Origin of the sequence: Bartonella mastomydis (genome assembly GCF_900185775.1) — a bacterium.
GTDB lineage: Bacteria > Pseudomonadota > Alphaproteobacteria > Rhizobiales > Rhizobiaceae > Bartonella > Bartonella elizabethae.
The window spans coordinates 102,674-120,117 of the sequence record NZ_LT883138.1; the positions used below are offsets into that span (position 1 = coordinate 102,674).

Annotated in this window: 17 protein-coding genes and 1 other RNA gene; 1 reads left to right on the top strand and 17 read right to left on the bottom strand. The window is 37.6% G+C overall.

The features are described from left to right. Positions 1–122 precede the first annotated feature (122 nt). The 16 genes from FJG96_RS03650 to FJG96_RS03725 all read right to left on the bottom strand — a co-directional run bounded on the left by FJG96_RS03650 (position 123) and on the right by FJG96_RS03725 (position 15,427). On the bottom strand, positions 123–536 hold the full coding sequence (locus FJG96_RS03650; protein WP_005774131.1) for a helix-turn-helix domain-containing protein: 414 nt from the start codon (positions 534–536) through the stop codon (positions 123–125). A gap of 149 nt (positions 537–685) precedes the next feature. Then, positions 686–2,320 (bottom strand): apolipoprotein N-acyltransferase, encoded by a 1,635-nt coding sequence (gene lnt / locus FJG96_RS03655; protein WP_139412790.1) that lies wholly within the window; start codon positions 2,318–2,320, stop codon positions 686–688. Then, positions 2,283–3,308 carry a hemolysin family protein gene (locus FJG96_RS03660; RefSeq protein ID WP_139412791.1) on the bottom strand — a complete coding sequence of 342 codons (1,026 nt, stop codon included), beginning with the start codon at positions 3,306–3,308 and terminating at the stop codon, positions 2,283–2,285. Before FJG96_RS03660 ends, lnt begins: the two co-directional genes overlap by 38 nt. 84 nt (positions 3,309–3,392) lie before the next feature. Continuing rightward, a complete protein-coding gene (ybeY, locus tag FJG96_RS03665) occupies positions 3,393–3,884 on the bottom strand; it encodes an rRNA maturation RNase YbeY (protein ID WP_139412792.1) in 492 nt (163 codons plus the stop codon). Then, positions 3,881–5,017 carry a PhoH family protein gene (locus tag FJG96_RS03670; protein WP_139412793.1) on the bottom strand — a complete coding sequence of 379 codons (1,137 nt, stop codon included), beginning with the start codon at positions 5,015–5,017 and terminating at the stop codon, positions 3,881–3,883. Before FJG96_RS03670 ends, ybeY begins: the two co-directional genes overlap by 4 nt. A 129-nt stretch (positions 5,018–5,146) precedes the next feature. Continuing rightward, positions 5,147–6,523, bottom strand: a complete 1,377-nt coding sequence (gene miaB, locus FJG96_RS03675; protein ID WP_139412794.1) for a tRNA (N6-isopentenyl adenosine(37)-C2)-methylthiotransferase MiaB — start codon at positions 6,521–6,523, stop codon at positions 5,147–5,149. 31 nt (positions 6,524–6,554) lie between these two features. Beyond that, complete coding sequence (gene rimI, locus FJG96_RS03680) at positions 6,555–7,046, bottom strand: ribosomal protein S18-alanine N-acetyltransferase (protein WP_139412795.1); 492 nt, start codon at positions 7,044–7,046, stop codon at positions 6,555–6,557. Then, complete coding sequence (gene tsaB, locus FJG96_RS03685; protein ID WP_139412796.1) at positions 7,046–7,732, bottom strand: tRNA (adenosine(37)-N6)-threonylcarbamoyltransferase complex dimerization subunit type 1 TsaB; 687 nt, start codon at positions 7,730–7,732, stop codon at positions 7,046–7,048. Before tsaB ends, rimI begins: the two co-directional genes overlap by 1 nt. A gap of 375 nt (positions 7,733–8,107) precedes the next feature. Next, positions 8,108–9,136 (bottom strand): YeiH family protein, encoded by a 1,029-nt coding sequence (locus FJG96_RS03690; RefSeq protein ID WP_139412797.1) that lies wholly within the window; start codon positions 9,134–9,136, stop codon positions 8,108–8,110. A 49-nt stretch (positions 9,137–9,185) separates the two neighbouring features. Then, entirely contained in the window at positions 9,186–9,791 is a 606-nt protein-coding gene (recR, locus tag FJG96_RS03695; protein ID WP_139412798.1) for a recombination mediator RecR, read from the bottom strand. A 32-nt stretch (positions 9,792–9,823) separates the two neighbouring features. Then, entirely contained in the window at positions 9,824–10,147 is a 324-nt protein-coding gene (locus tag FJG96_RS03700) for a YbaB/EbfC family nucleoid-associated protein (protein ID WP_139412799.1), read from the bottom strand. Positions 10,148–10,161: 14 nt separating this feature from the next. Continuing rightward, positions 10,162–12,102 carry a DNA polymerase III subunit gamma/tau gene (locus FJG96_RS03705; RefSeq protein ID WP_139412800.1) on the bottom strand — a complete coding sequence of 647 codons (1,941 nt, stop codon included), beginning with the start codon at positions 12,100–12,102 and terminating at the stop codon, positions 10,162–10,164. 222 nt (positions 12,103–12,324) lie between these two features. Then, positions 12,325–12,422: signal recognition particle sRNA small type (gene ffs, locus FJG96_RS03710), an RNA gene on the bottom strand. A 506-nt stretch (positions 12,423–12,928) separates the two neighbouring features. Further along, positions 12,929–13,333 carry a hypothetical protein gene (locus FJG96_RS03715; RefSeq protein ID WP_139412801.1) on the bottom strand — a complete coding sequence of 135 codons (405 nt, stop codon included), beginning with the start codon at positions 13,331–13,333 and terminating at the stop codon, positions 12,929–12,931. A gap of 502 nt (positions 13,334–13,835) precedes the next feature. Next, the gene (locus FJG96_RS03720; RefSeq protein ID WP_139412802.1) at positions 13,836–14,699 is read right to left on the bottom strand and encodes a prephenate dehydratase; all 864 of its coding nucleotides are present in this window, start codon (positions 14,697–14,699) and stop codon (positions 13,836–13,838) included. Next, complete coding sequence (locus FJG96_RS03725; protein WP_139412803.1) at positions 14,696–15,427, bottom strand: 3-deoxy-manno-octulosonate cytidylyltransferase; 732 nt, start codon at positions 15,425–15,427, stop codon at positions 14,696–14,698. The genes FJG96_RS03720 and FJG96_RS03725 overlap by 4 nt, the downstream gene beginning before the upstream one ends. A 104-nt stretch (positions 15,428–15,531) precedes the next feature. Here FJG96_RS03725 and FJG96_RS03730 point away from each other — a divergent pair, with 104 nt between their 5' ends. Then, positions 15,532–16,095, top strand: coding sequence for a c-type cytochrome (locus FJG96_RS03730; RefSeq protein WP_139412804.1), 564 nt, complete (start codon positions 15,532–15,534; stop codon positions 16,093–16,095). A gap of 497 nt (positions 16,096–16,592) precedes the next feature. Here FJG96_RS03730 and FJG96_RS03735 read toward each other — a convergent pair whose 3' ends face one another. Continuing rightward, positions 16,593–17,360: a molybdopterin-synthase adenylyltransferase MoeB gene (locus FJG96_RS03735; RefSeq protein WP_139412805.1), complete on the bottom strand. Its 768-nt coding sequence runs from the start codon at positions 17,358–17,360 to the stop codon at positions 16,593–16,595. Positions 17,361–17,444: the final 84 nt, after the last annotated feature.

Below are 17,444 nucleotides of genomic sequence, written 5' to 3' on the forward strand. Positions count from 1 at the left end.
TTCAAAAAAGAAAACCAACAATTCAATTAATTGCCTACTAAAATCGCTACGATTTGCCAATATCATAGCAAATCGTCAATGCAAATTGATATGAACAAGAGAGAAAAAATATAATTTTAATTTTATAGCTTATCTGTCAAATCTTCCTCAGAAAGTGCTTTTGCCAAGTCAATGATTTTTCGACGCACTTTAGCATCAGATATATTCGTAAAAGCCCGCATCAGCTGGATACCTTCGCTGCTAGAACAAAAGTCCATAAAATTGTGATCACTTTCAGCAAAACCTTCTACTTGTTGAGAGGTAAGGCCTTTATCAAAAAAGTAAGAAACAGGAACATCCATAATTTCTGCTATCGCTTGAAGACGACTGGCACCAATACGGTTTGTTCCTTTTTCATATTTTTGGATTTGCTGAAAAGTAATTCCTAATTTTTCACCTAGTTTTTCTTGAGTAAGTCCTAAAATATTACGACGTAAACGGATACGAGTTCCAACATAGATATCTATAGGGTCAGGTTTTTTTCTAGTTTCGGTCATAATGCAACTCTTTAATTTCCAGCACTTTTCTTTTAAACCAACATCAGATTTATGCGAAGTTGGTTTATCATACAATTAAAATAATATGTAATATTTTTTCCCAATATTACTGGTAAACGCAACATAATACCGTACAAGGAGCACTTGAATCATTTAAGCTGTTTTGTAAAACCAAAACCAATACGACACAATAGCATAAGGATGAATAAGATAAAAGTAGCGAAAGTTCTGTATTCATTGCTTCCTATAGGGGTAATGGATGATGGAATTTTTGAATCAATAATGCCCACAGCATTTTGTTGAAGGGCTACAACGATTCGTCCATAAGAATCAATAATAGCTGATATTCCATTATTGGCTGCTCGTATGAGGGGAATTCCCAGTTCAATGGCACGAAGCTGTGCTTGTTGAAGATGTTGATAGGGGCCTGGTGTTACACCAAACCATGCATCATTTGTAACATTAATGATTGCTTGAGGCGGAGAACCTTTAAAAGTCATTTCATGAGGAAATATTGCTTCATAACAAATCAACGGTAGATAAGAAAATCCGTTTGGCATTGTGACAGTTTTGCGTACATGTGCAGCACTATATCCACCAATATTATCAGTGAGAATACGCAATCCAATTTTTTCCAATAAATTCTGATAGGGAAGATACTCACCAAAAGGGACCAAATGAAGTTTATCGGAAGTGTGTAAAATATTACCTTGAGCGTTAATGACTGCAATTGTATTAAAATATTGTGTTTGGGAATGAGGGATATCATCACTGGCGCGTATCGCTCCGATAATAGCCCATTGTTTAGGTTTTAAAATAGAGGCAATATGCATTGTGACAGATGAGTTATCATAGAGAAGGTAAGGAACGGATGCTTCGGGCCATACGATAAAATCGGGTTCTGGATTTTTACCAGTTATTGGTATTGCGCTCAGATGCATATGCGCTTCCAATATGGCTTCTCGTGTATTATCGCGCAATTTTATATTTTGTTGGATAGAAGGTTGGACAATGCGCACCCAATAATTTCTCGTTTGATCTTCAGCTGTATTCTCTATTTTATGGAGACGATAAAATCCAAAACTACTGTGAATGAATATAAGTGCTAAGCAAAGAGAAAGTGCTGCTTTCTTTTTTTCATCCGTGAGTAAAACTGTTGGCAAACTGTAGGTTAAGACAGCAAGAATATTCATTCCGTAAAGTCCTACGATTGCATCAGATTGCATGAACATCGGGGTTGGCATGGCTGTATAGCCAAGAGCATTCCACGGAAATCCTGTGAATAAGAACGCACGCAACCACTCGGCCAACCCTAAGGCAAAGGCTAAAACGAAAAAGCGTGCTATTCCCTTTGTCCATAATAAACCGATAATAAAACCAGAAAAAAACCAATACAGAGAAAGGTAGAGAGGAGGAAATAAAATGGCTAGTGGGACAGCCCAACCAAAAGAATCTGGATCTGTCAACAAAGCATTGCAGAGCCACCAAAGTCCGCAAATAAAATAACTAAAACCAAAAGTTCCACAGCTTAAAGCGTAGGTAAAAAAATGTTTTTTATTGTTTGGAGAGGACTGTATCGAGTCAAGTAAAACGATAAAAATAGGAAAAGTTAGAAAGCACAGAGGTGTTAAATAAAAGGGTGGCAGTGCAAGGGAAGTAAGAGCACCACATAGAAATATCCATGCTTGTCGCTTCCAGCCGGTAATAGAGAACAAAAAAACGATAAAATTGTTTAAAAACACTCGACTATTCTTTAGAAATGGTATTATTTTCAAGACTCTCATTTTCTGGAATGCGAAAAATGCGCAATCGCTTAATTCGGCGTTTATCAGCTTCTAAAATACGGAATTTATAGCCAGGAACAGCTTCGATAACTTCACCTTTTGCAGGAATGCGATCAAGAATGGAGACTATTAAACCACCAATAGTATCAACCTCATCACCATATTCCCCTACGATAAAATCAGGTCCAAGAGCTTTCTCTACATCTTCTAGTTCGGTTCTTGCATCAACGAGCCATTTATTGTTGTGTTCGCGGACGATCGCATTGTCGACATGATCATGTTCATCTTCGATATCACCCACGACCAATTCAACAATATCTTCCATTGAAACGAGACCATCTGTTCCTCCATGTTCATCAATAACTAGAGCCATTTGTGTTCGTGTGGTTTGCATTCGTGTTAATAATTTGCTTGCAAGCATAGAACTTGGAACAAAGAGAACGGTTCGGATCAAATCCAATTCACCGATAGGGGTATGTAAATCTGTATGGTTTAATGGAAGCAAATTGGATTTCTGTTCGGTTTTTGTAGGGTTGATAATAAAGCGAGTCATATAGTTAAGAATATCGCGGATATGGATCATGCCGCGCGGGTCATCTAAAGTTTCAGCATAAACAGGGATGCGAGAATGACCAATTTTTGCGAAACATTTAAGGGCTTCTCCAAGCGAGGTATTTATTTCCAATGCTTCAATTTCAGAACGCGGTATCATAACATCATCCACGCGTGCTTCACGCAAACGTAAAATATTATGCAGCATAGTACGTTCTTCAGGTGAGAAGAGGTCGGTATCTTTTTCATTATTAGTCGCAAGTGCAACGGTAAGATCATCGCGCAGTGACGTAGATGCACAATTACGGCCGCGTAAGAATGAAAACAAATGATTCATCAGGGAATATTTTTCTGTATGATTCGTCTGTTGAGAGGTATCTTTTTCATTATTAGAAGATATTTGACTATTATTTTGTTCATTTATTTTGTTTGCCATGGTTTTAAAATCTTCTAAACTTTCTCTTTATGATAGGTGAATGAGAGGTTTTAAATGGTATGCTCGTCATATTGATTTTAAAAGTTAAATTTTATCATTTATAGATAACTCAGCGTAAGGATCTTTGATGGAGAGCTTTTGAAGAATTTCTCTTTCGAGCATTTCCATTTGATAGGCTTCATCATCGGTTTCATGGTCATAACCAAGCAGATGCAAGGTACCATGAACGATCATATGCGTTAAATGGTCTTGAAATGTTTTTCCTTGTTTTTCTGCTTCGAGCACAACAGTTTCTCGCGCAATAATAATATCACCCAGCATGGGACCAGGAGAACTTCCAGCTTTAATTGGGAACGCCGGAAAGGATAACACATTAGTAGATTTGTTTTTACCCCGCCATTGTGCATTGATTTGTGCCATATGTTCATCATCCGTAAAAAGCAGGCTAATCTCGCTTACAACATTTTCCAATGAAACATGACGCATCACCGCCATTAATGCTTTTTCGGTGATATTATAAAGCATTTTCTCATCATTCCACCCTGCGCTTTTAATCATTATATCAATAATAATCATGATGAATCAAATTCATTTTTTAATGTATCGCACGTGCGTGATTTTTTTTTATTTTGTATTTCAGAATCACGATCATAGGCATGAACGATAGCAGCAACAAGCGGGTGGCGTACAACATCTTTTTCATCAAAGCGCACAATGGCAATATTTTCTACATTTGAAAGAATGCGGATTGCTTCAATGAGACCTGATTTTTGTCCTATAGGCAAATCAATTTGGCTTACATCACCAGTAACAATCATACGTGTTCCTTCTCCAAGACGTGTGAGGAACATTTTCATTTGCATCGGTGTCGTATTTTGTGCCTCATCAAGAATAACCGCAGCATGAGCAAGTGTTCGTCCGCGCATAAAAGCAAGAGGAGCGATTTCTATGACACCAGAAGCTAAAATGCGTTCTATTTTTTCTGCAGGCATCATATCATAAAGAGCATCATAAAGGGGGCGTAAATAGGGGTCGACTTTTTCTTTAAGATCACCGGGAAGAAACCCCAGATGTTCTCCAGCTTCAACAGCAGGACGTGAGAGAATAATTCGCTCAATGATACCACGTTCTAGAAGCATTGCAGCATGAGCAACGGCAAGATACGTTTTTCCTGTTCCGGCTGGCCCTATACCAAATACAAGTTCAGTATGCTCCATCGCGCGTATGTAAGCAGCTTGCGTTGGAGTCCTTGCATGAATTATTTTTTTATGGGTACTTAATTTTGCTGGTGGATGTTTCGGTGTAGACTTGTGTGTTATTGTGTTTTCCTTCTGCTTTTGTCGTATACTTGCCATGGTAATCGCCCCTTTTATATCTGATAAAGTGAGCTCTTGGTGTGTTTTGGCACGTTCATAAAGCTGCTGCAATATATATTGCGCACGTTTTATAACAGAAATATCTCCATGGATTAAAACTTCATTACCACGCGGGTGAATACTAAGTTTGAGTTTTTTTTCGATATAGATAAGATTCTCATCAAATTTACCAAAAACCGCTTTTGCATATTGATTATTTTCGAAAACTAAAACAACTTGACTTATGTCTGAAGTGCTTTCTTGTTCCAAGGGATCAATTTTTTCAATGTCAGCATTTATTTTTTCAGTTGAAGCTTTCAGCTTATTCTCCATATCGACATCAATATTATACATTTTTTTAAGTAAACTTTATAAAAGGCAAATTTTCTTTCATAAAAATTCATGCTTTAGATGTAATTACTTTCTTCGAAAATAAAAGAGTTTTCCAAAATCTTTATTGTGAACAAGATGGTAGAGGCTTGTTTATCTGTTTGTCACTTCACCAACAAAACTATTTGAGCTTGCATTTTTAATATGAATTTCTATCACGCTACCTGTAGAGGATTCTGTATCTACAACAACGGGTAAAAGCCAAGGGGAACGTCCCACCATTTGTCCCGAGTGACGTCCAGGTTTTTCAATAAGAACATCTGTTTTTTGACCAATTTTAGAACGTAAAAATGTATTTTGCTGTTCAAGGAGAAGAACTTGTAAATGTTGGAGTCTGGCATCTTTTACAGCTTCATCAACGTGATTTTTCATTGTAGCTCCCACTGTTCCAGGACGGGGGGAATATTTAAAAGAATAAGCTGAACTGTATTGTACTTGTTGAACGAGCTTAATGGTTTCTTCGAAGTCTTCATCTGTTTCTCCTGGAAACCCTACAATAAAATCACCTGAAAAAGCAATATCTGGCCGTACAGCCCGAATTTTTTCGATAAGCTGAAGATAATAAGAGCTTTTATGTTGGCGGTTCATTGCTTTTAAGATGCGATCTGAGCCTGATTGAACAGGGAGATGCAGGTAAGGCATTAACATATCAAGATCACGGTGCGCGGCAATAAGGCTATCATCCATATCACGGGGGTGACTGGTTGTGTAACGCAAACGCTTTAAACCATCGAGTTTTGCAAGATGATAAAGAAGATCACCAAGCCGCCATGTTTTGCCATCTGCACTTTGCCCATGCCAACCATTGACATTTTGTCCAAGAAGCGTAATTTCTTTAACACCCGCTTCAATAAGTTGACGCGCTTCTTCAGTAATTTGCTCGACTGAGCGTGATATTTCAGCACCGCGTGTGTAAGGAACAACACAAAAAGTGCAAAATTTATCGCACCCTTCCTGTACTGTTAAAAATGCGCTAACACCCCGTTTTCTTACTGCACGTTTATTATGAGGCGGCAAATGAGCAAATTTATCTTCAACAGCATAATCTGTTTCAATAATTTTTTTACCTTGCTTGGCTTTTTCTAACAATTCTGGCAAGCGATGATACATTTGTGGACCAATCACAAGATCCACTATTGGAGCGCGACGCAAGATTTCACTTCCCTCAGCCTGTGCAACACAGCCTGTTACACCGACGGTTAAGGGTTTATCAGGTGTTCGCTCTTGACGCATAACGCGCAAACGACCCAGATCAGAATAAAGTTTTTCTGCTGCTTTTTCACGAATATGACAGGTATTAACAAGGATAAGATCGGCATCATCCGGTGTTTGTGTTGTCACATAACCTTGTGAACTGAGACTATCAGTCATCCGTTGGCTATCATAAACGTTCATTTGACACCCATAGGTTTTGATAAAAACCTTTTTAGGAGCAACAGGAGATGTATTTTTAGGATTTACTTTATTCATAGTGCTTGTCTAAATGTTTTTTACATAAATCTCAATCTATTTGCTTAAAAGTTTTTTGCATGATAATTGCATCACCGCGACCATTTTTTGACGGGTAGTAGGAAAGACGTTCAGAAATTTTTTGAAATTCAAAGCGTTGATAAAGGTTTAAAGCAGAAAGGTTTGTGGATTCTACTTCCAAGAATAATTTTATAGCGCGCTTATCGTGAAGATGGTGCATTGTATGATCGATAAGCAAGGTACCAATTCCTTGTTGACGATAATGAGGATGGACAGCAATTGTGATGATTTCTGCTTCATCAAGAATGAGACGGCATAGGCAAAAGCCTAAAATTTGATCAGATTGATTAATGAGAAAGACTTTGTATCCGAAGATAGAGTGATCGGTTAAAAAGGTATCAAAAGCTTGTTTTCCCCAAGCAGGGGTAAAACAACATTGATGAATTTGATGAAGAGCAGCACTATCATGAACGTGTAGTGGAGCAATTCCAAAACGCTTTTTTGTTAATGAAAATTTAAACATTATTTTTTTCGTGGTAAAGCAAAATTGGTTTGTTGTTTTGCATCAGCGCTGCGTAGATAGAGGGGGCGAGGCGAATTTTGTGGTTGTTTGTTTGCAGAAAGGTAAGCATAGTTTACAATATCCGCTGCTTCGCAAGGGATTTTTTCCAAGACAATTTTTTCGTTTATTTTATGTTTTTTAATATGTTGCTCAATGATATCAGCCGCTGGACCAGTTAGTTGGGTTTTTTTGGGCAAATCTTCGAGGATATTTTCAATTGTTTGTAATTTCGGTTCTCCCAAAGGTGTGAGATCCTTATGGAAATTTTGATGGTAGAACATCCCTCTCCCTGCTTCAATAACAACAGTAATGGCTGATGCAGTATTTTGACTGGTTGTGACTTGTGCGGCTAACGCTTCAAGTGCACTTACTCCAACAGCTGGTATTTCAAGTGCTAATGCCAAAGCGCGTGCTGTGGCAACACCAACACGCACACCAGTAAATGATCCAGGACCAACATTGACAGCAATACGCTCAACTTGATCAAGCGTCATATTGGCTTGTGTCATTATTTGTGTAATCTGCCCAATAAGTCTTTCAGCATGCCCTTTATTCATGCGCTCATCGATACGCGCAATAACAGACTTATGATGAATGAGCGCAACAGCGCAATAAATTGAGGCAGTATCGATAGCAAGAATAAGCATAAAAACATTTTAATTGAATAAGACGATAGAAAAAAGGCTTATTGTGTTTTAAATCTTTTTTATCGTCGTATAGTTCATTTATAAGAAAGTTGCTAGTGCCAATAAGCAACATTATCTTTTTATGGAATAGGACGAGAAGATGTTGATTTGATCCGGTTTTGGTTATCAATAAATTGATTTATAATGATAATTTATTGTTTCTATGTTCAATTTAAACCCATAAATCAAAACCATTTTCTTACATATCATAAGCAGAGTTAGTATATGGATAAAATCGTTTAAGAAAGAATTATTTAAATGAAAGAGCTGTTTTAATAATATTGGCAAATCCTTAAATTGATTGCATGTTCCGTTGAAACAAGAAACAAAAATATTTCAAAATGTTATATGATTTAAATCATTCAATTGTATCATGATAAGGCTACAAATACCGAGAATAATGATAGAGCAAGTCGAAGCCAAAATAACGCGCCATCCTGCTTTTTTTAATGAACGAATATCAACGCCTAGTCCTAATGCGGCCATTGAAATGACCGTGAACAATTGAGCAATAAATTTGATCGGATTGAGAGCTGTTTCGGGGATAAGATTACTCGAGCGGATTAACATCATCATAATGAAACCAATAATAAACCATGGAACGAGAGTATGCCAACGAAAATGTATTTGTTCTGATCGACGATAGATGAGTGACAGGGCAAAAATAAGAGGGCCTAACATGAGAACGCGTACCAATTTAACAATGGTTGCAATTTGAACACTGGCAAAAGAGACAGATGCAGTAGCCGCCAAAACTTGTGGTACAGCATAAACAACCATGCCAGCAAGCACACCATATTGATTAAAGGATAAATTTAGAAGTGGATGTGCAAAGGGGAGACATAAAATAATAAGAATTCCCAAAAGAGCTGTAAAAGCAATTGATGCAGCAATCTCTTCGTGTTTTGCTTTAATGACAGGGGCAACGGCAACAATGGCTGAGTTCCCACAAATAGCATTTCCACAAGCAACGAGCATTGCCAAATGTTTAGAAAGCCCGAAAATTCGCCCGATGATAAAGCTAAGAATAATGGTTACAAATATAACGAATACAATGCTTGCAAGTAAACTCCAACCAGCGGAAAGAACGGCATGAATACTAATACTTGCTCCTAGAAGGACGATAGCAACTTCAAGAAGTGTTTTGGCACAAAAAGTGATACCTTTTTGAAAATAGGTTGGCATCGTAAAACAACTACGGGTAACAGACCCTAAGAGAATTGCTAAAACAAGACTTTCAAGCCATGCTTGCCCAAAAAGCTGTTTTTCTAGGACTTCTAAACCATACGCCAAAGCTGATATGAGTAAACATACTAAAATACCAGGACCAAAGTTGTTTAAAAGTGAGAGGTTTTTCTTTAGCATTTGAATATTCCCCCATCATTAAAGAGCTAAAGGTTCAAAGTAAAAAGTTTTAAAGATTTGTTCTTGCTTGTACAGCCGCTGCTAAAGTTCCATCATCAAGATAATCGAGCTCGCCTCCTACAGGAACACCATGAGCAAGTCGCGTAATTTTAACTGAAAAATTCGAAAGCTGATCGGTGATATAGTGAGCGGTTGTTTGTCCTTCGACAGTCGCATTAACAGCAAGAATAATCTCCATAATTGAGTTTTGTACAACACGTTGTATTAAGGTGGCAATGTTCAGTTCGTCAGGACCTATTCCATCTAAAGGGGAGAGGCGTCCACCCAATACATGATAACGTGCGGCGAGAGTTTTTGCGCGCTCAAGAGCCCACAGATCAGCAATATCCTCAACAACAATGATCGTTGTATCATCACGTCGCGGATCTGTACAAATTGAACAAGGATCAATAGTATCGACATTTCCACAAACAGAACAAATGCCGACTTTTTCTATCGCTGTTTGTACCGCTGCTCCTAAAGGTTCCAGCAAAGTTTCCTTTTTTTTAATAAGATGAAGCGCAGCACGACGCGCTGAACGCGGACCAAGACCTGGCAACCGTGATAAAATCTGAATGAGACGCTCAATCTCAGGGCCTGCAATGTATTTAGACATATATTTTGTTCCATGGGGAAAAAACCGTTTTATTAAAATGGAAGCTTGAAACCTGATGGGAGAGGTAGTCCTGCCGTCATACTTTTGGTTTTCTCTTCTAGTGCGTTGTCAATTTTTGTCCTTGCTTCATTATAAGCTGCCATAATAAGATCTTCAAGAATTTCAGCTTCCTCAGGTTTGAGTAATGAAGGATCAATTTGAATGGCTGTTATAATATTTTTGCCATTTAAAGTGATACTGACGAGATCACCTCCTGCAGTGCCGGTAGCTTGCAGATTAGCCATTTCCTCTTGAATTTTCTGCATTTTTTCTTGCATTTCTTTGGCTTTTTTCATCATGCTCATCATTTCACGCATAGGAATAGGTATCCTTATTCATCATTGTTATCGTTTTCATTTTTAAAGAGATCAGTATTTTTAAAGGTATCGGGGTGTAAATCAAGATCATTTTCTTCTCTATTAAGTCGAATATCGACAATTTTTGCTTCTGGAAAATGGTTGAGGATTTTTGCGATATCTGGATCTGTCTCTGCATTGGAAAAAAGAGTCTTTTGAATCGCAACACTTTCTTCCTGTAAGGTTGGACCGCCGCCTTCATTAACAAAAGTTATCACATAGCGTTTTTCAGCCCATTGAGAGATTTTTTTTTCGATATCATGAGTAAGAAATTGTGGGGTATTTTCAGAAAGTCTTAAAGTAATACGTCCATTTTCAAAAGAAACAGGATGAACAAACTCTTTAACAAGGAGTTTGAAAGGCACATCATTATGCTGTTCGGCTAATTTAACAATATCGTGTAAAGAATTAATCACGAGGGGTTTAGGTTCAGTAATCTCTCCTATTGTTTGCGTGACAGACTGCGATAAATTTGCAATATTTTCAGAAAGTTTAGTCGATTGAGGCGTTTCAAGAGGTTCTATTATTTCTTGGGTGTTGGTGTTGTCATATTTTTGATTTTTAACAAAATTTTCTAGTTTTAAGGAGTGGTCTAATTGGTCTTGCAAGGATGTTTTTAAATCTGTCTGATTTGGTAATGTATGTGAAATGCTCGAGGAAGCATGGATATCAGCTGTTGTTTCTTTTGTTGTATTATTTGCATTTATCGATTCTTGATGAGAAGAGTTTGAAACAAACGTGAGAGGTGTTTTTTCCTGCGTAAGTTTTTTTAAGGCTTCATCAAGAGTGGGGAGATCAGCTGTGTGTGCAAGACGAATTAAAAGCATTTCTGTTGCTTGCAGTGGACGTGCAGTTTGATTAACTTCTTGTATGCCTTTGAGCAACATTTGCCAGTTTCGGGATAAAACAGGAACGGAAAGTTTTTTTGAAAAGTCTAAGCTTCTTAAACGTTGCTCTTCAGTCAGTGAGAAATCTTCCACTATTTCTGGTGTGAAACGTAAACGTGTGACCAGATGATTAAAATCGGCCAATTCTGTTAATATCGTTAGAGGATCAGCGCCTGAATCATATTGACTACGTAATTCATGTAAAGCATGGACAACATCGCCTTTCATGATAAATTCAAAGAGATCAATAATACGTGCTTGATCCGCTAATCCTAACATTGTACGCACTGCGGTGGCATTAACATTGCCATTGCTATGGGCAATAGCTTGATCAAAAATGGATAATGCATCACGTGCAGAGCCTTCTGCAGCACGAACAATCATAGAGAGTGCTTGATCTTCTACTTCGACCTTTTCATACTTCGCAATTTTACGCAAATGCGCACTCAAAGCTTTTGATTCAATTCGTCGCAAATCAAAACGTTGGCAACGTGAAAGAATTGTAATGGGAACTTTGCGAATTTCTGTCGTGGCAAAAATAAATTTCACATGGGATGGTGGTTCTTCAAGCGTTTTCAACAAACCATTAAAGGCTTGCGTTGAGAGCATATGGACTTCATCGATGATATAAACCTTATAGCGTGCAGAAACAGGACGATAGCGTATTTGTTCAATAATTTCACGAATATCGTCAATGCCAGTATGAGAAGCGGCATCCATTTCTATAACATCAATATGACGCCCTTCGATAATTTGTGTGCAATGCTCACCAAGGGATTCCAAGGCCGTTGTTGGTTGATCAATATCTTTTGTTTTATAATTGAGTGCACGTGCCAAAATACGTGCTGTTGTAGTTTTACCTACACCACGAATCCCTGTTAACATCCACGCTTGCGCAATACGACCTTTTTCAAAGGCATTGGTGAGAGTACGCACCATCGCTTCTTGACCAATAAGATCAGAAAAGTTTTGAGGTCGATATTTACGAGCAAGAACACGATAGGCTGTTTCTGCCGGCACATTTTCCATGAATGTTTCCAACTTTGAAATTTTTTATGCGTACATTTTGATCATACACAAAGCATAGGTCAATACTGTACCCTCATATAAAAGGATTTTTTCTCAATCAATGTATTTTTTATGGGATCATTTTCTTAAAAATAACCAAATCCCTTTACATGCTGCATACAAATGCTGCTCTGAAGATTAAATACCTTGCTAAAACATAGCATAAAAATAATCCCTTCAGCAAAAGGAGGCTGGCACGATGACCCGTACTAGAACTCGTTGGGGCTGCTTCTTTCCAGACCTGACCCAGTTGGCGAGTAGTTCGTCCACCACCAACCTCCCAAGTTCATATTGTCCATTTGAAATGAAAAATCAAGCTCAGAAACAAAAAATATAACACAAACATAAGAATTTTTCTTTTGAACTTCATTCTTGTATTATAGACAACAAAAAGTAATGGAGATTTAAATTTTCAGAAACAATTCCTCCACTGATTTGCCATGAACAAAGCTTTTTTATTTCTCTGTTTATATACGATATAGCGTGTAGCAATTTTGAGAGGCTTCAAGGCGCAGACAGATACGATAATCTCATACAAACCAGTCATTCTGATAATGAAAATATAATAAACAATTCCATAATTTACAAAAGTTGTCCAATCTTCAGCCTTTTTGAAATTTGTTTTTCTTGATGGTTTAACTTTATGATATCGTTTTTATTCCATAAGCACAAAGCTGAATTTTTTAAAAACTGAGCGTTAATGATTTACATGCCCGATTTCGAAAAAAAGCTCACTTTAAGCCTTTTTATACATCTGCGCAACGCTAAGATATTGTTGAAAATATTATTAAAAATCCCCTGCTTCACAATCTAGACCAATAACTCTTTCTTGAGTAATATTTTTAAAAGTATAATATCCTGATCTAGGGAAACCTATATCGAGGGATTTGACATCTTTGATCGTAAAGATCTTATGTTCTTTATCATGTGTTATTTTCTTTTCATCATCTGCAGCAATGTGTAGTTTGTTGACGTCAGAAGGAGATGAGTATGATAAAGTAAAGGATACTTTTTCGGGTTTAAATGCTTTGCACCCATATTCAGCACCTTGCTGTATTTCATCGGGTGCACCAATTGTAACAGTTTCATTTGGCTTAAAATCCCATATAGATTCACCAAGTCCAGCAAATGCAATACTAGAGTAGGCGAGAATATTTGCAGCTAATAATCCTTGCGTGAAGATTTTTTGCATTATCGTCTCCTTTTTTAACAAAAGAATCATAAATCAGTTTTTATAAAATAGGAAAATTCAAACGGAATTCAAAAAAACAGGGTTTAAAAGCATTTTCTCGCTTTATAAAAAGCACGTTGAAAATTATCTAAATTCAAGAGGTTTGAATGATCTGTTACTTAATATACTCTAATGATAAGTTAAATTGTTTTTATGAACTAATTTAGAAGTTCGTTATCTTTATGGGAATAAACGGCTAGAGGAAATGATAGATTGTTTTAAGAAGCTTCCTTTACATAGCTTTGTACGTGTCGAATTGCTGTTTATCATAATGTAAATTTCCAAAGGATATTATCAAAGCAATTTATATATTCTATTATCGGATGTTATTACTCTTTATCTGTTTTAGCTTCATGATGAAGTACGTTGAGCGTAAAAAAACGAGTTTCTTCAAGACACATTGCTATAGGATTTTTAGGATATTCTTCGATGTCAGCGAGAAATGATGGTGGTTTTGTTGCTTTTATATATACGATGTTCGGTCGTTTTGTGCTGGATAAGTACCGATAATACGAAGTTCTTCAGAAAAGAAAGACAATTCTTCTAAGGCAAGTTTCATCATTGGATCTTCAGGATGTCCTTCAAGGTCAACAAAGAATTGTGTTGCATTGAAGTTTCCACCAATTTGATAGCTTTCTAATTTTGTCATATTGATACCATTTGTTGCAAATCCTCCCATAGCCTTATAGAGAGCAGCGGGGACATTGCGCACTCGAAAAAGAAGACTTGTGATGATTTTTTCGCCATTTTGGGGGATAGGCACGTGCTGTTGAGAACGCGAAAGAATGACAAAACGCGTAATATTATGAGGGTTATCTTCAACATCTCTTTCAAGGATATCAAGCCCGTAGAGTTCTGCTGCGATCATAGGGGCTAAGGCTGCTTGTGAACGTTGAGCACTTTTTTTTATAAATTTCGCAGCTCCAGCGGTGTCAGCAGAAACAACAGGTTTCCAACCGTTTTTTCGTATGATTTTTCGACATTGTGCAAGGGCATGTATATGACTGTGGACGGTTTTAATTTCGTCATGGGTAACGCCGGGCAAAACCATAAGTTGAAAATGGATAGGCAAAAAATATTCATCAATGATATAAAGTGATGATTGTGGTAAAAGATGATGAATGTCTGCAACGCGTCCAGCAAGAGTATTTTCAATAGGGATCATAGCAAGATCAGCTTTCCCATTTTCCACCAAATTAAGGGCTTCTTCAAAAGTAGCAGAGGGCACAGCATCCATATTGGGGAACATATTGGAGCAAGCAATATGGGAATTAGCACCATATTCTCCTTGGAAAGAGATTTTATTGGTTTTTTTGAGTGTTTTCATGCTAAAATCTTACGTACTCTATCAAGATCACGTTGTGTGTCTACACTTAAAGGAATCGTATCGACTATTTCCACATCGATACGCATATTATGCTCTAAAGCCCGTAATTGTTCAAGTTTTTCACGCATCTCGAGCGTAGAGGGTTTGAATGATACAAATTTCTCAAGTGCTTCGCGCCGATAAGCGTATATTCCAATATGATGATAAAGAGGTCCCCCTCCATAAGGAGCTGTAGCACGAGTGAAATAAAGAGCACGAAGGCGATTTTGAGAAAGCGGTGTTCCAATGACTTTGACAACATTGGGATCTCTTTTTTCATCTTCCTCAATGATTTGAGCCCCCAAGGTTGCGATATCAGTAAAGCTATTTTCTAAAGGGTGTAGAGCACTGATGATTTCATGTGGCATGATCGTTGGGAGGTCACCTTGTATATTTAAAATAGCATTGTAGCGTTGTTCAGGATCAATATGTATTAAAGCTTCATAAATACGATCAGATCCAGACTTATGATCACTGCGTGTTAAGAGATATTCATGTCCATACTCTGCAACGACTTTGGCAATATCATTGTGATCTGTTGCAACGATTGTACGCCCTATTGCTGCTTTTTTGGCTTGTTCTGCGACATGAACAATCATCGGCTTTCCACCGATTTCAGCGAGAGCTTTTTGGGGAAGGCGGGTTGAGCCTATACGGGCAGGAATAAGAATAATCGGTTCAAGAGCCATTATAAGGTTCCAAATGTCGTCTGTTATGTATTTATGATGTTGTGTGTTACAAAGAAAAAGCTTATACTAAAAATGGTAATGAAACCATGAACATTTGAGTTTTTATGAATCGCTCGAAAGTTATCTATTTTATTTGTGCGTGTTTATGTGTGCTCGTTATTGTTGTGGGGATTTCCACACTGAGCGATATCATTTACGATCATTCTCCATCAGTCCAATATCAGCACACAGCTACCAAAAATGATACATTCAAAGAAAAACAAAAAGAATCTCATATCGCCGTATCACTCAATAGCCGCCTTCAACAAGGCAATTTTGAAAATGGGCGTAAAATTTTTCGCCAATGTGCCATATGCCACACTTCTGGACGCAATCAAGCAGGGCGTGTTGGTCCTGTTCTTTGGGAGATTGTTAATCGTCCTTTGGCCTCAGCAGCAGGTTTTGCCTATTCACGGGCGTTGCGCGCACATTCTGATCAAAAATGGGATTTTGTAACGTTAGATCGTTATCTACATTCTCCACATAAGGCATTCCCTGGGACTATTATGTCTTTCCGTGGAATTAAAAATGACCAAGATCGTGCAGATCTTTTGCTTTATTTACGCAGTTTATCCGATCATCCTGTTCCCATACCAACGGATAATAATAAAGCAAACCAGCCAAACTAACTTATGCTATAATAGATGGTTCATTTTAGAAAGAAAGATGATTAGTTTTTTTGTTTATGATTTTAGTTTCAAGGTTTTATTGAAAGAGATTTTATTGATGTTTTGATAGGGACAACGCCTCTCACGTAAAACGGAAGATATTTAACGTTACCGATTCATCTGCTTGTTTTAAAGAGATTTTGTAAGAAAATACACTCTTTACACTACCATCTGCAGATTGGTTTTCAAGATCTGTTTGCGTCATTTTTTCCACATATGCTTGTCTGTGAAATTATAGTTGAAGGATTATCAATTCACAGAATGACGGCTTTCTGCTTTTGAATAATAAATCATTGTGTGGTTAAAGCTCTCCATGAGGTTTTATTGAATTCTTCTATAGACATCAATACTCCTGTATTTTTCTTATAGACAGAGACAATTGGTTTTTTAAGACATATCGCGAGCGTCTTAAAAATGAGTAGGGATAAAATCATAATTCTCCAAGTTTCTTAATACCATTATGTATTTTCTCTGGAATTTGAACGTTTATAGGTAATAACATGAAATTGCGCTAATAAGCCATTATAGAGGAGAACTTTTCCGATTAATGGGTCTCCGATGTTTGTGATCATTTTAATGACTTCCATGGCTTGTAGGGTTCCAATAACGCCGGGTAAAGCACCGATGATTCCAGCTTCAGCACATGTTGGGATCGTATCGGGAGCAGGAGGGGTGGGGAATAAATCGCGATAGTGAGGATTATTGTCTTTATACGGCATAAGGACGGTTAATGAGCCATTAAAACGTTCTACAGCGCCACTTATTAAAGGCTTTTTGCATTGAGCCGCGTGATCAGCAAGAAGATAGCGTGTGGTAAAATTATCACTTCCATCAACAATGATATGGTAGGCATCGAGCAGTTTATCCACATTCCTTTCATCTAAGCGTAGGGTGTGTTTTTCAACCATAACATGCGGATTTATGGCTTTTATAGTGGTTTCAGCACTGTCTGTTTTGCTTTGGTTGATTGCCTTTGTCTTATGAATAACTTGGCGCTGTAAATTGGAAAGTGAAACGGTGTCATCATCGACAATTCCAAGGGTTCCAACACCAGCAGCAGCCAAATAAGTTAAGACGGGCGCCCCAAGACCACCAGCACCCACAACGAGAACACGCGCTTGTTTGAGCTTTTGTTGTCCCGCACCACCAATTTCAGGCAAAATGATGTGGCGTGCATAGCGTTCGATTTCTTCGTTATTGAATTTTGTATCTGTTTCTTGTGTCATGAATTTTCTCTTGTCATCGTTATTTTATTGTTTACTAAGTTTATGGAGCATAGACCAGTCTGCTTTTCGGATAGGGAGGATTTA